Genomic DNA, 13458 nt, shown 5'->3' with positions numbered 1-13458 from the left:
TTCGGCGACCATCGGAAGTATTGCCGTCACCGGAAAACAAACTGCTAGAAGGGAATTCTCTGACGAATGAGCCAGGCGATGTCTTCGAGGGTCTTCACGTGACCGGCCGTCCATTTGCGCGGCCGGTAGTCCCACACATCCAGAATCCCGACGGTATAACCTGCTTCGGACTTGATCGGCGCTGCCATGTATGCGATCAGTTCGGAAGTCGCGTGATCCCTCAGTAGCGCATGCTCTCTGATATCCGGGGCCACCAACGTTTCTCCGGTTTCTACAACGACACGACATGCAGACCGTTCCACCGCCACAGTCTGCGGCTGCGCTGCTGTTCCCGTGGTTCCAACGCTGGCTTTGATGAATTGCGTTCGATCGTCGACGAACGAGATCGACGCGCCTTGCGCTCCCATCGCTCGCAACGTCATCCGGGCCAGTTTGTCGAACTGCTCGTCACGCGGACTGCCGATCATGCCCGTAGCTCGTACGGCGGCGACCCTGTCCACATCGTCGATGAGCAGGTGCGTCTGTCGGGGAGCCGTCGAATCGAGATCGGACAACTCGATGCTCTCGGATTCGAAGCTACGGGCGTCCGCCAGCACCGCGGCCACCTCCGGCGAGGACTCCCGTTCGAGTTCCGTGACGAGCCGAGTGATGATCGCCCGACGTGCATAGGTATTGAGGGACTCGCCGGCCTTCTCGGCATGCTGAGTCAACAGTGCGTTGATTCGATCTCCGAAACCGGTTTTTCCTAGTTCCACACACTGGACGGTAGTTGACTTTGCGCTACTCCGACCAGTGTCCGACCGATAACGCCCACTGACTGTGCGGGAGAATCGTCATTCGATCGCCGGTGAAGAACTCGTAGCGCTAGCGCTACGAGACCCATGTGCGTCGACGGAACGCACAGGGCACCCGCCCGGAAACGTGCCCAGTTGGGCAATGTCGAATCCGTCCGAATAGGAACGCATTCGCTGCGAGTCGGCATTGCGTCGCTGCGTGAGGCGAGCAGGGAACAGTCGCAGAGCACGTCCTCGCGCACGCATCGCGGCTGTGACGAGCCGCTCCAGCGCCAGAGGAGGGTGGCTGTAGCCCAACGCATTTCGCAGCGGTGCATCCATGAGAGCGAGACTCACCACGCGAACGATTCCCTTCGGGACGGGTGAGACGAACGAGGCGAGTAGAGCCAGTGTGGCGTCGGCGACGCGTCGAGCGCCGGGATCGAAGGCGAAGTACTCCGCTTCGTAGTCGTCCATCAAGTGCGCGAAGCCCTCGAACGAGTCGGGCATGTCCGATATCCCCATGTGCTTGCCCAGCGTTCGGAAATACCTGACCGATGCTCGTACTTCGACGTCGGTCATGGGCCGTTTACCCCACACGGATATCCAGCGCTGCGGAACGACGACGAAAGTCGCGAGCACGTACAGCATCTCGTGATTGGGTATGTCGTAGCTTCGGTGCATCTGATTGATCCGGCGGATCGCGGCACGGCCCTGCTCGTCGTCGAAGCCCCGCAGGAACGGCACCTCGAGCAGCAGCACCGTGTCGTCGTAGCGCTTCTGAGTGGCCCCGGTGAATGCACCGGTGTCGTCGAGGAGCTTGCCGATGCCCGGTACCGCGAACGTCCGGAACAGCGCAAAGGACAGCGCCTGCGTGATGTCCCATGGGAATTCGTGCACAGCCAGATTTCGATAGATCTGCACGAAATCGGTGTCCGGGTCGAGTGAGTCGTTGACACGCCTCCAGTGATCTCTGGGAACCCCGCCGAACCGCTGTCCGCGCACTGTGATCGTCGTCATATCCTCAAACTAGAATGCTCACTCTAATTTGGCAAGCCCTACGAGCCGACTAGCATGGGGCCGTGCGTACGCCCGTGCAGTCCCGCAGCGAAGGATCCACTGCGCGAATGGTGGCGGCGACCATCGAGTTGCTACACGAGGGCGGCCTACAGGCGGTGACGATCGCTGCCGTCGCCCAGCGCTACGGCGGGTCCAACGGGTCCATCTACCATCGTTTCGGAGATCGAACAGGCCTGCTGATGGCAGCCCAGGAAGACGTGCTGACTCGCATCGAACATGCTGCTGCAGCGGCATTTTCAGCCGCAGAACAAGAACCCGACGACGACCGAGCTGTGCAGATGCTCGCAGAGGCCGCGCTCGCGGTGTTCGCGGAGCACCGGGGAGCCATGCGCGCGTTCTTCATCCAGTCCCGCAACGCGACCGACGGAGAGTTGTTCGCCGCACGGATCGTTCGCACCAACCATCAATTGGCCGACACCGTGACCGGCTGGTTGTCGGCGCGGTTCGGAACGAGCGACGCCGATGCCGAGGCCACCTGGAGAATCCTGTTCGCCATCGGCGCGTCCCAGGCCGTGTTCGACGATCAGGACCTGTCCGCTCGTTCCACCAGCGAGAGTGAACTGTCCGACGCACTTGCCCGCGCAGTGTCGGCGGTCGCGCGACGCGCCTAGCGTCCGCTCCCGCTCGCTCGGTGACGGGCGAGCACCAACACGGTTCCGATGAGTAGTCCCACTACTGCTCCGCCCACCAGATAGGCCCGGGTGTTCGGGCTGATCGGAGCATCGGACGCTTCAGCCTGACGGCGGGTCTTCAACTCCACCGAGGGCGGCTCCCCGTTCCCGGGAGCGTTGAGCTCCGCTACGACTGCACTCAATTCCGCGGCCATGGTGTTCGCGATATCGCGCGCGAGCTCCGGCGAGGTATCGGTGGCGGCGATATCGAACACGACCGTATCCGGCGAGGACGACGTCGACACCTCATCTATCAACTCCGCCGGAGTGAGATCGAGCGCGAGATCGGCGACGACTCTCGAGGCCACAGCCTCGTTCGTCACCAATTCTGCGTACGACGACACGGCCTGCCCCACGAACAAGTTCCCCACGTACGTATCGCTCACAGTCGTGGACCCCGAGGTGGAGACGAACATCTGAGTGCGAGATTCGTACACCGGCGTGATCAGCGATGTGATTCCGAATGACGTCGCCATCGACAGCACGATGGACACGGCGACGACGCGCCAGCCCGCGATCACCGTCCTCACGAAACTACGCACCGACACCCCGACCCCCATCTCCCAGTCTCGAGGCTCTGGAATCGACCGGCTTGGTCACGCTCCACATCTCGCGTTATTCGCCCGATCCGGACGGGCCGAAGTCGGACCCATCCATACTGTGATCGGTCACGAATATGCGGCGTGACCGCCATGATTCGCCGTCTCGTAGCCACCCTCACAGGTCGGCGCGAGCACACCCGAGTGTGCGCCTGCGCTGCCTGCTGCTGGACCCGCGACTGAGCCAAGATGTCGCGCTGTGCCACCGCGGTGACCGTCGCAACCGAGCCTTCCCGGTTGTAGATGGACCCGGTCGCACTCGCCACGATGACCCTTTGCGGCCGGTTGTCCTCGGCGCGAGTGACTTTCCAAGCGAAGCTCTGGGCGATCGTGACGCACACGATCGCCTAGTGCTCATTTCCTCAGACCGGGGTTCTCGACGCCGTTTCTGGGCACATCGCCGGGTGTCTCGGTGCGACGTGCCCGAGAGTACGGCGCGGCGGCGGGGGCTGCGGTACGTGCGGCTGCGCTCGGTGCAGCCGATGCGGTCTGGGTCGATCCAGGACGCACCGAGGCCGGTTGCGGCGCAGCAGGTGCCGCTGCCGGGGTCGGAGGAGCCGGCGCTGCTACGGGAGCCTGAGGCGCTGGAACCGGCGGTGCCGTCTGCCTGGGCAGGCTTGCGTCGGCGGAGTAGTTGTACGAGTAGCTGTACATGTCGCCCTTCTTCGAAGGCGTCAATGCCAGCACCACGCCCAGGACGTGCGCCCCAATGGTTTCGAGATTGCCGATGGCCCTGGACAATTCGTTGCTCTTGGTGTGCCCGTAGCGGGTGACCAGAAGAGCGCCGTCGCTGTGGGTGGTGAGAACGGCGGAGTCGGTGACCGGCAGCAGCGGAGCGCCGTCCACGATCACGTAGTCGAACTTGGAGCGCAGCTCGACCATGAGTGCGCGAGATGCTTCCGAGCCCAACAGCTCGGACGGGTTGGGCGGCAGCGGGCCGGACGCCAAGGCCTGCAGACCCTCGTACCTGGTCGGCTGCAGCACCTCGTCCACCTTGGCCTGTCCGGCGAGAACAGTGCTGAGGCCGACGGATCCGATGAGCCCCAGGTACTTCGAGATGCGGGGGCGACGCAGATCGCCCTCGACGAGAACGACGTGGTGTCCGGCTTCGGCGAGCGCGACGGCCAGGTTCACCGCCGTGGTCGTCTTGCCCTCGCTCGGAATCGCGCTGGTGACGACGATGACGCGAGGAGGATGATCGACTTCGAGGAACTGCAGGTTGGTGCGGAGCTCACGGAACGCCTCGGCACTGGACGACTGGGCAAGATCCTGGAAGTCGACAGCCGGATGCGCCTTGCGCTCCTTGTCGAACGGGATGGTACCCACCAACGCCTTGCCGGAGATCGACTCGATCTCTCGACGGTCCTTGATGGTGTTGTCCAGACGATCACGCAATACGGCAAGTGCGATACCGAGCAACAGACCGACGGCGGCACCGAGGGCGAGGTTGCGCTTGGTGTTCGGGCTGACCGGTGATGCGGACGCATCGGCCTGCTGGAAGGTCTTGACGCCCGCCGACGGAGCACCGCCGTCTTCCGGGGTCTCCAGGTCGCGTACCTGGGTCGTCAGCTCCGAGGCCATCGCGTTGGCGATATCGCGTGCACGTGCAGGCGAGGAGTCGGTGACGGTGATGTCGAACAGAACGGTGTCGGGAGTCGACGACGCTTTGACCTTCGCGGCCAACTGCGACGGCGTCAGTCCGAGGGGAAGGACGTCGAGCACTCGGGCCGCGAGTGCCTCGCTGGTCACCAACTCCGAGTAGGACGCCACTCGCTGCTGCGAGAACAGGTTGCCCTGGTACGTCTCACTCACCGACGTTCCGCCGGAGGTGGAGACGAACATCCGTGCGCTCGACTCGTAGAGCGGCGTCGTCAACAGGGACGCGCCCAACGCACCCAGAATGGCGACGATCACGGTGACGGCGATGATGATCCACCTCGCCTTCAGGATTCTCAGATAATCCTGTATCTCCATGCTTTCGCGCTCCTCGTTCGTTCGTACAACTCGCAACGTGTCACTGCGTGGCTCAATCGTTACATAGGTAATTCATTTCCGTGCACCGGATGAGAAGCCGCGTCTCTCCTCACAATTCATTCGTTTGATTCACGAGCACAATCAAGTAAATGTCCCGTTGTGAGGATTCATCGGGTCTACGGAACCCGATTTCGGACTCCCGACGTGCCGACCGTCCCCCGCTGGCAGCACTGCCAGACCCCTCTGCGGTGCGACGATATGCAGTAATCGGGCGCCCGCGAAACTCGAGGTGATCCTCGCCACTCTCGACCGACGCTTTCGGTCTTTCTCCGAGTCGCGCAGAAATAACCGGACCGTCGAACTGTTGCGTCGGGCAGAATCTACCGTCATGGCCGGTTTGCGCGGTGCGTCGCGAGATGTGTGGTGGAAGGTCAGTGGTGCGATAGCAGTCGTCGCTGCGCTCGCCTTCGTCGCTGTTGCCCTGTTCGTGAACTCCACGCGCGAGGCAGTTCCGGACACCGCTTCTGTCGCTGCCTTCACTCCGTCCACCTCGCAGCCGCCGGCCACCACCACCAGCGCTTCGCCGACCACCGAAGCTGCGGCACCGCAACTTGTAGCCGCGTTCGTCGGAGATTCGTACACACAGGGTGTCGGAGCACAACCGTCGAGCGAACGGTGGACGTCCCTGCTGGCGACGGCGATGAACTGGGACGAACGCAACTTCGGCGTGGCAGGCACGGGCTATCTCGCCACGGCAGGCGCGGAGGTGTGCGGACTGGATACGTGCCCCAATTATCAGACGACGGCGCTCGACGCCGTGGCGACGAATCCGTCGATCGTTGTGGTCTCGGGTGGCCAGAACGACTTGGCCGCCTACGCCGAGGATCCGACAGCGGTACAGGCCGCCATTGCGACGACGTACATCGAGATTCGCAATGCCCTGCCGAACGCGCGAATCATCGCCGTCGGTCCGTCGACAACGGGCGAAGCCACCGATACGGTTCTCGGCCTGGATCGCGACGTCCGCGATACGGCAGAAGTGTTTGGTGCGCAATATGTTTCACTGCTCGATCCACCGGTGGTCGATCCCGCGACCGTGCTCCCGGACGGTGAGAACGTCGACAACCTGGGCCACAGCGCGATAAGCCGGCGAGTGCAGACGGCACTGGGGTGAGAACCGCTACTTCAGGGCCTGTTCGACGGCGTCGGCGATGGCAGCGTGTCCCCGGTCGTCGACGTGCACTCCGTCGGGATCGAGCATGTCCTCGTCGATGACGTCCGGGTCGGTCAGTGACACGAACTCTCCGCCGACTGCGTTCACCGCGTCGCGCACCACCCCCTCGTAGGCGGTGACGAACGGCGGAACCTCGCCCGCCGAAGAAGGTCCGACGGCGATGATGCGTGCGGTGGGGAGCCCGGTACGAAGTGTGCCCATGGTGTCGTAGATCGCGTTGACGGTCTCGGTCGGGTCGCGAACGAACTCGGTGAAGTCGTTGGTGCCGCCGGCCACCACGACGATCGGCGGCTTCAAGGTCACGGCGTATCCGGCCATCTCCTGGAAGCTGCCGCATCGCTCGGCTCCACAGTCCGGTGCCGCGAGTGCGTATCCGGTGGAACCGATTCCGATGTTCAGCTCGGTCCACAGCTTGTCGGCCGCGACGATCGATGTCCATCGATGGGCGAGATCGCTTGCACCCGCACCGGATACGTACGAGTCCCCGATGAAGACGGCGGTCGGTCCCCCGTTGGACGACGGAACGAACGGTGCGGCGGAGACGTCGGACGATCCGTGCTCGCTGCGCGTCGCGTCGTACCGCAGGCCGAGGACCACGACGACGGCCACGACGACGATCACCACCAGGATCAGCAGCGTCGCTCTACCGCGAGACATGCTGCACCGCCTGTCGATATTGCTCATCGAGCATCTGTGCGACGGCGTCGGTACCGAACTCGGTGCGCGCCGCCACGCGGCCTCGCCTGCCCATCTCGGCGCGTAGGTTCGCATCGCCCAGAAGCGATCTCACAGCGTCGACGAGCGGCTGCAGCTCACCGCCGGGAACCACGATTCCGCAGCCGAGGCGGGTGATGTCCGGTGCGAGACCGCAGCTGTCGGAGACCACGACCGGCAGCCCGACCGCCATGGCCTCGAGCACCGACATCGGGTAGGGCTCGTCGACGGAGGGCAGCACATAGATCGTGGCCGCTCGCATGCGTTCGGCCGTCTTCTCGGGCGCGCACGGCCCCTCCCATCGAATCCGGGGGCCGGTCCGCTGCGCGATGGCGTGTGCCATTCCCGCGTCCGGGCCGACCATCGCACAGGTCACCGAATCGTTCTCGCGGACCAGAATGTCCGCCATATCCACGAAAAGATCTGGCCGCTTCCGCGGATGGAGGCGCGCCAGAAACAACACTTCCGGATCGGTGTTCGGCATCTTCTCCGGCAACGCGGGAACGCCGTTGATCACATTCACCGGGTTCATCCCCGTGCCCGCCACCTCGACCAAATCGGCTCGTTCTCGCTCGGTGAGGTAGAAGACTGCGGCTGATCGGCGCAGGACGGATCGTGTGGCCACAGCATCGAGCGGGCGGGCGAGCAGTTTGTTGCTCGCATCGATCATTCCGTGGGTTTGCACCACCGACGGGACGCCGCGCAGTCGACACAGACCGGCAGCGGGGAGTGTCACCAGATCACGGGCCAAGTGGACGTGGGCGACGTCGAACGTCCTCGCGTGCTCGGCCAACCACCGCAGCATGCCGGGAGCGGCGAGGCCTGCAAATCCACTGTGCGGAATCACCGTTCGCGGTCGGAACAACCGGATGTCGACGGCACCTGCGGTGGGCGGAGGTCCGTTGCCTGCCGCGGCGACGGTCACCTCGTGGCCCAGATCGGCGAGCGCGTCGGCCTGGTTGAGCGCAACCCGTGCGGGCCCGCCGTAGGCACCGTCCTCGGATATCAGCGTCACCACGTGCAGGATGCGCATCACGCCACTCACTCCGGACGGCGGGCGGCGGGTGCCAGCACCGTCGCGCCCTCGGCTACATCGGCGGTCACCAGTGCCGTTGCTCCGATCGTTGCGTCGTTACCGATGCTGACCCCGCGCAGAACGGTCGCCCGCGCCGCAATCCACGCTCGGTCGCCCACGACGATGGGTGCGTTGTCGAACTCGAATGTCGCCGAGCGCCGGTCGTGGCTGCCGGTGCACAGCAGCACGGCTTGGGAAATGCAGGTGTTCGTTCCGATCGTCACCGGTTCCAGGTTGAGAATCCAGGCGTCCTCACCGATCCACGAGTGATCGCCAACGGTGAGCTTCCACGGCCAGTGGATGCGGACGCGGTGCCTGATCGACACTCCGTCGCCGATCCGTGCACCGAACATCCGGAGTACCTGCAGCCGAATCGAATTGGGACACCACCACGGCGAGACCAGCAGGCTCGATGCGAGCATCCACAGCACCTGGATGTGGAACGGTCTGCCTTTGTCGTATCCCGCTCCGGTGAAGCCGGCGAGCGATCGGCCGATCACGTGCGTTTCCTGAGCGGCTGCGCCAGCGGCGCAGCCATGACGGTGCCCGGCGGAACATCCTTCACCACAACCGCATTGGCCCCGATCGTGACACCGTCTCCGATCACGATCGGACCGGTGACGACGGCTCCGGCCGCCACCATGACGTCGTCTCCGATGGTGGGTCGCCCCTTCGGTGAGTAGCCGACGGACGCGTGCTGGTTGACCCAGAAATTTCGGCCGATCGAGGTTGCCGAGACCATGATTCCGTTGCCGTGGTGCAGGAAGATCCCGGGGCCGATGGAATCCGACTCGAGCAGAATGGTCCGGTCCGGTCGGTAGATCTTCTTCAGAGCGATCCGCACCGGCAGGGGGCTCTGCCGCAGTCTGAAGTGGACAACGTTCCGAAATTCGTGCAGTGCACCCGCGAGGTAGGCGAACCGCGAGTATTCGTCCAAGGGGACCAGAGCATCGTTGCCGATGCATTCGATCCACCTCGCGACGTCTGCTCGCACGAGGTCTTCGTTCCCCGATGTGAGCACACCCCACCACAGCGGCCGCGCCCAGATTCGAGCCAAGCGAATCAAAAAGGATTTCTTCGCGGTGTACGGCGGCATGGGTGCAAATCTAAGGTCGCGCAGCCGTGGTGTCCACCCGTCATACTGCATCGTATGGCCGTGCGACGCAGATGGGTTCCGCTGGCATGTGCGCTGCTTCTCGCATCGTCGTGCTCGACAAGCGTTGAGCCCGAACGAAGTCCGGAAACGAGCCCGCCTCCCGTTTCGGAGTGGGATTCAGTGCACGTCGCCAGCAATGTCGCCAGCATCGGGATGCCAGGTTCCGACGCCCGACGCGATATCGACTCCGTTGCCGATGCAGGCTTCGAGGGAATCAGGTTGCTGGTCAAGTGGTCCGACATCGAAAGCGTCGAGGGAATCCTCGATTGGAGTCGGGTGGACAGGGAAATGGCGTGGGCCGCCGAGCGCAATCTCGCAGTGCTCGGAGTAGTCACCTGGGCACCCACGTGGGCGGTGCCGGCCGACTACGCACTCGTCACACATCCCGCGCCTGCCTCTGCCGAACGGTTCGCCCAATTCGTTTCTGCCGCAGCGTCTCGCTATCGCGACCAGGTCGGTGCCTGGGAGATCTGGAACGAGCCGAACGTCGCAGCCAGCTACGGTCCGAGCGCGAATCCCGTCCAGTACTGCGATGTTCTGTCGGCGAGCTCCGCGGCAATTCGCGAGGCCGCGCCCGGCGCACTGGTGATCACCGGACCCACTTCTCCCGCAGTCGATTCCAGCAACGATCTGTCGCCCGCGACATTCGTCGAGGCCCTGTACCGGTGCGCAGGAGCCGAGACGTTCGATGCCGTGGCGATGCATCCCTACAGCAGCCCGCAGCTGTTGAGCGAACCCACCGAACCGTGGTCCTCGGCCCACGAGATCGCGAAGGTCCGCGCCGTCATGGAGAGCCACGGCGACGCGGGCAAGCGAATCTGGTTCACCGAGTTCGGTGCGCCCACAACGAGTTCGGGTGTCGACGAGCAGCGGCAGGCCGACATTCTGGTCGACGGTATCACCGCGCTGACACAGCTACCGTATGCGGGTCCGGTGTTCGTCTTCGACTTCCGTGACTCGATGACGGGCAGCGCTGTGCCCGACTACAACTACGGTCTGGTGCGATCGGACTACACCCCCAAACCTGCACTCGACGCGGTTCGAGCCTTCGTGGGATGAGCGCTCGCCAGCGTGTGTACCCATTCCTCGAACCTGTCCAGGGCAACGTCCCGAGACATGTGGTGTCGCAGATACCGATTACCGGACTCGACCAACTGCGCCGATCTGTCGGGGTCCGTGGCCAGTTCGATCACTCCCTCCAGTAGCGCTGCCGGGTTCGCGGGGTCCACCCGTACGCCTGCACCGGCCGATCGCACCTCCTGGTCGGTGACACTGCCCGCTGCAGTGGCGGCGAGGACGGGGCTGCCGCTGCCGAAGTAGGCCGTGAGCTTGCTGGGGACAGCCATTTCGGACACCTCGGGCCGCTCGTTGACGAGCAGCACATCCGCTGCGTCGAGGGCAGCTCTGAATTCTTTCTCCGGCAGGGATCGTACGAATCTCAGGCTGGAGATGTCGGTACCCAGTTCCTCGAGTATCTGCCGCTGATTGCCGTCGCCCATCAGGACGAACTGCACCGGGCCGCCACGCCGGTCCGACTCTCGAGCGGCCTCGACCACGTTCTCCAGTCCCTGCTTGAGGCCCATGTTGCCGGCATGCAGTGCGATCACCGCATCTCGTGACCACCCCAGCAGGTCACGCGCGTGGTCGCGGCTCATCGATGCCTGATGCGGCATGTGCGTCCAGTTCGGGATGACGGTGAGCTTGCTCTCCGGTACCCGTAGTGCGGTGTGGGCATGCTCGGCGAAACGTCGGTGGATCACCGCGACTCCGTCGGCCGCACGCAGAATGCCGGATTCGAGATTCGTTGTCGCACCGGCACTCGACCCCTGCATCGTGCCCGTCTCGATGACTCCGCGACTGTAGAGATCTTGCACCCACACCCCCAGCGCGGGCCGGAAGGGTTGCGCTTTGAGGCGAGCCATAACCAGGCCGGTGGACACCAGCGCAGGCGATACGCACACCACCACGTTCGAGGACGGGATCCGGCTGCGCGCCACCCTGGTACCGAAGGACAGTTCCAGGTGCGCGCGTTGGGTGACGGTCATGCTGCCCGGAACGTAGTGGCGGTGCCGGGTGACGTGCACACCGTCCACCATCTCCTCGATGGTCGGGCCTGCGTAACGCGGATCGGGAGCCCATTGCGGGTAGTGCGGGAAGCCGGTGACGACGTGGACGTCGTACCCACGCTGCGACAGGCCCTCCGCGACATCGGCGGTGTAGGGCGCGATCCCGGTGACTTCGGGTTTGTAGTTGAGTCCGATCAGAGTGATCCGCATCAGCGTCTCCGTTTCCGTACTTCGAATTCCGACCGCCTCTTGTCCCACAGCTCGTCGGTCGTACAGATCCGGCGAGCAGGATTGCCTGCCACCACATCTCCCGGTGCGATCGACTGCGTCACCACGGACCCGGCTCCGATGATCGCGTCGTCGCCGACCACGACACCGGGCATGATGACCGTTCCCAACCCGACGAATGCTCGTGCGCCGATCGATACCGGGGCACGGCGATACAACTCTTCGTCGGGGGGAAGTTCTCCGCGCGCTTCCGCCACTCTGTCGAGGGAGAAGTCGTGGGTGAGTATCTTGACGGCATCCGAGACGACGCAGCGGTCGCCGAAGGTGATCGACCCGGGGCCGGAGTTGTCGAGGAACACCGAGGACGAGATCCACAACGGCCTGCCCTCGATCGCCACGCCCGAACGCTCGAGCAGTATCACCACCACGCTCATGTAGGCGTTCTGGTCGATCCTGTTGAGGCTGCGCAACAGTGGCAGGAACTTCGAGACGTCGATCATGGGATCCTCGCTGCGGTGCTGAGTTCGATGCGCGCAGGTGGGGTGGATGGATCGGCACCGCGCTGCCGTACCAACCGCGGAACCCACGCCATGTCCGGGATGAACTGGCACAACACCACCGCCCCCGCAGTGACGAGTACGACCCCCGCGGCCCCGGTGGTCGGAGCCACCGCAATCGCCGCGACGGTGGTGACCGCCGCCATGGCGGCGAGGCATCCCGCCTGCCACCGCGCCTCGGTCGGCTTGGTCAGCAGCATCCCCGACGGCAGATGGAGGCATTGGGCGACGAGCAGAACCGCGAACGCTCCGGCAAGTACCGACGGGATGTCGATGGTGTTGCCCGAGAGCACATCCGCAAGCCACGGACTCAGGAGCACCAGCGGGACCGCCGCGACCAGCGCGACCAGACCGAAGCCCAGCGTCGACATCAACCAGAGGCTGACGGTCTGTTCGGCTGCCGATCGGCGTTTGACGAATATCGGCCAGAAGGCCAGCGCCGCGGTGGAGAACACCGACCAGCACAGACCGTACAACTGTGCCATCAACGCGTATCGGCTCAGTTCGAGGGGAGTGGACAGGTGCGAGAGCACGATTCGCTGGACTTGGAGGCCGAAAGGTATTCCGACGCTGACGACGAACAGCCACAGCGACCCCTCGAGCAGCCCCTTGGTCGGTATCGGCAGCGCCGCTCTCCGGAACACCGACATCCCGAGACCCGAAACTCTCAGCGCCAGAATCGTTCCCATGAGGTTTCCGAGCAAGGCACCGATGAGAGGCGGCAGGACGTACCAGATCCCGCGGACGCCACCGGCATACATTCCGACGGTGACCAGCAGTGCGAACAGCGAATTGCTCACCATCACAACGACGATCAGTTGTGCGCGGTCCACTCCGATCAGGATGCGCAGTCCCAGTCCCGCCGGAATCGTCACACCGAACAGGGCAACGGCGATCGTGATGACGAGCCGGTCCTCGGGTCCGGTGGTCGTTCCGATGAGTGCGCCCCAGCCGTCGAACGTCATCACCGCGACGGCCACCCCGGCCACGACGATGCTCACGCGCGCCAGGATTCGGTACGCGCGGCGGATCACCGCGAGCGCGTAGGCGTCGTTGATGGGGTCCCGTGAGCGTGCGGTCGCACTCGTCACTACGGCTCCGATGCCGAGATCGGCGAAAGGCAGCAGAAGCCCCACGGTGGCAACGAGCGCGACGACGCCGTACGCCGACGGTCCGGTGGCGCGGATCACGAGTCCGGCGCTGACGAGCCCGGCGACGGCCACGACGGGCGTCCCGATGATGCGGAACAGGGTACTGAGAACGACGGCTCTGCGTTCGACGGTGTCGAGCACCGTACCGGGGACGCCGTCGCCATCGTCGTCCATCTCGCT

At 64.4% G+C, this 13458-nt stretch carries 14 protein-coding genes; 3 read left to right on the top strand and 11 right to left on the bottom strand.

The annotated features are described in order from the left end of the window. Positions 1–44: 44 nt before the first annotated feature. A complete protein-coding gene (locus tag CH276_RS04695) occupies positions 45–755 on the bottom strand; it encodes a GAF domain-containing protein (protein ID WP_032396190.1) in 711 nt (236 codons plus the stop codon). 78 nt (positions 756–833) lie between these two features. Then, complete coding sequence (locus CH276_RS04690) at positions 834–1793, bottom strand: oxygenase MpaB family protein (RefSeq protein ID WP_094630166.1); 960 nt, start codon at positions 1791–1793, stop codon at positions 834–836. Positions 1794–1855: 62 nt separating this feature from the next. Here CH276_RS04690 and CH276_RS04685 point away from each other — a divergent pair, with 62 nt between their 5' ends. Next, on the top strand, positions 1856–2464 hold the full coding sequence (locus CH276_RS04685) for a TetR/AcrR family transcriptional regulator (protein ID WP_141214663.1): 609 nt from the start codon (positions 1856–1858) through the stop codon (positions 2462–2464). Here CH276_RS04685 and CH276_RS04680 read toward each other — a convergent pair. Beyond that, positions 2461–3054, bottom strand: a complete 594-nt coding sequence (locus CH276_RS04680) for a YveK family protein (protein ID WP_176459102.1) — start codon at positions 3052–3054, stop codon at positions 2461–2463. The genes CH276_RS04685 and CH276_RS04680 overlap by 4 nt on opposite strands. 423 nt (positions 3055–3477) lie before the next feature. Continuing rightward, complete coding sequence (locus CH276_RS04675) at positions 3478–5097, bottom strand: polysaccharide biosynthesis tyrosine autokinase (RefSeq protein ID WP_094689104.1); 1620 nt, start codon at positions 5095–5097, stop codon at positions 3478–3480. Between the two features lie 388 nt (positions 5098–5485). Between CH276_RS04675 and CH276_RS04670 the strand changes: the two genes are divergently transcribed. After that, positions 5486–6271 (top strand): SGNH/GDSL hydrolase family protein, encoded by a 786-nt coding sequence (locus CH276_RS04670; RefSeq protein WP_094630162.1) that lies wholly within the window; start codon positions 5486–5488, stop codon positions 6269–6271. A gap of 6 nt (positions 6272–6277) precedes the next feature. Here the strand turns inward: CH276_RS04670 and CH276_RS04665 are convergent, their stop codons facing one another. From CH276_RS04665 to CH276_RS28740, 4 genes are read right to left on the bottom strand one after another with little or no spacing between them, the layout of a single operon-like run. Continuing rightward, positions 6278–6988, bottom strand: a complete 711-nt coding sequence (locus CH276_RS04665; protein WP_094630161.1) for an SGNH/GDSL hydrolase family protein — start codon at positions 6986–6988, stop codon at positions 6278–6280. Then, positions 6975–8078 (bottom strand): glycosyltransferase, encoded by a 1104-nt coding sequence (locus CH276_RS04660; protein WP_094630160.1) that lies wholly within the window; start codon positions 8076–8078, stop codon positions 6975–6977. Before CH276_RS04660 ends, CH276_RS04665 begins: the two co-directional genes overlap by 14 nt. Positions 8079–8086: 8 nt before the next feature. Further along, positions 8087–8617 carry a DapH/DapD/GlmU-related protein gene (locus CH276_RS28745; protein ID WP_254924212.1) on the bottom strand — a complete coding sequence of 177 codons (531 nt, stop codon included), beginning with the start codon at positions 8615–8617 and terminating at the stop codon, positions 8087–8089. Further along, positions 8617–9216 carry a serine acetyltransferase gene (locus CH276_RS28740; protein ID WP_217901381.1) on the bottom strand — a complete coding sequence of 200 codons (600 nt, stop codon included), beginning with the start codon at positions 9214–9216 and terminating at the stop codon, positions 8617–8619. The genes CH276_RS28745 and CH276_RS28740 overlap by 1 nt, the downstream gene beginning before the upstream one ends. 180 nt (positions 9217–9396) lie before the next feature. Here CH276_RS28740 and CH276_RS04650 point away from each other — a divergent pair, with 180 nt between their 5' ends. Beyond that, positions 9397–10335: a cellulase family glycosylhydrolase gene (locus tag CH276_RS04650; protein WP_094630159.1), complete on the top strand. Its 939-nt coding sequence runs from the start codon at positions 9397–9399 to the stop codon at positions 10333–10335. Here the strand turns inward: CH276_RS04650 and CH276_RS04645 are convergent. Genes CH276_RS04645 through CH276_RS04635 form a run of 3 tightly spaced genes read right to left on the bottom strand, consistent with a single transcriptional unit; the run spans position 10287 to position 13452 of the window. Continuing rightward, positions 10287–11552: a glycosyltransferase family 4 protein gene (locus tag CH276_RS04645; protein WP_094630158.1), complete on the bottom strand. Its 1266-nt coding sequence runs from the start codon at positions 11550–11552 to the stop codon at positions 10287–10289. The genes CH276_RS04650 and CH276_RS04645 overlap by 49 nt on opposite strands. Next, positions 11552–12070 carry an acyltransferase gene (locus tag CH276_RS04640; RefSeq protein ID WP_094630157.1) on the bottom strand — a complete coding sequence of 173 codons (519 nt, stop codon included), beginning with the start codon at positions 12068–12070 and terminating at the stop codon, positions 11552–11554. The genes CH276_RS04645 and CH276_RS04640 overlap by 1 nt, the downstream gene beginning before the upstream one ends. Further along, a complete protein-coding gene (locus CH276_RS04635) occupies positions 12067–13452 on the bottom strand; it encodes a lipopolysaccharide biosynthesis protein (RefSeq protein ID WP_254924133.1) in 1386 nt (461 codons plus the stop codon). Before CH276_RS04635 ends, CH276_RS04640 begins: the two co-directional genes overlap by 4 nt. Positions 13453–13458: the final 6 nt, after the last annotated feature.

This window comes from Rhodococcus sp. 06-470-2, assembly GCF_002258235.1.
Taxonomy (GTDB): domain Bacteria; phylum Actinomycetota; class Actinomycetes; order Mycobacteriales; family Mycobacteriaceae; genus Rhodococcoides.
This window is presented reverse-complemented; position numbering and strand designations above follow the sequence as displayed.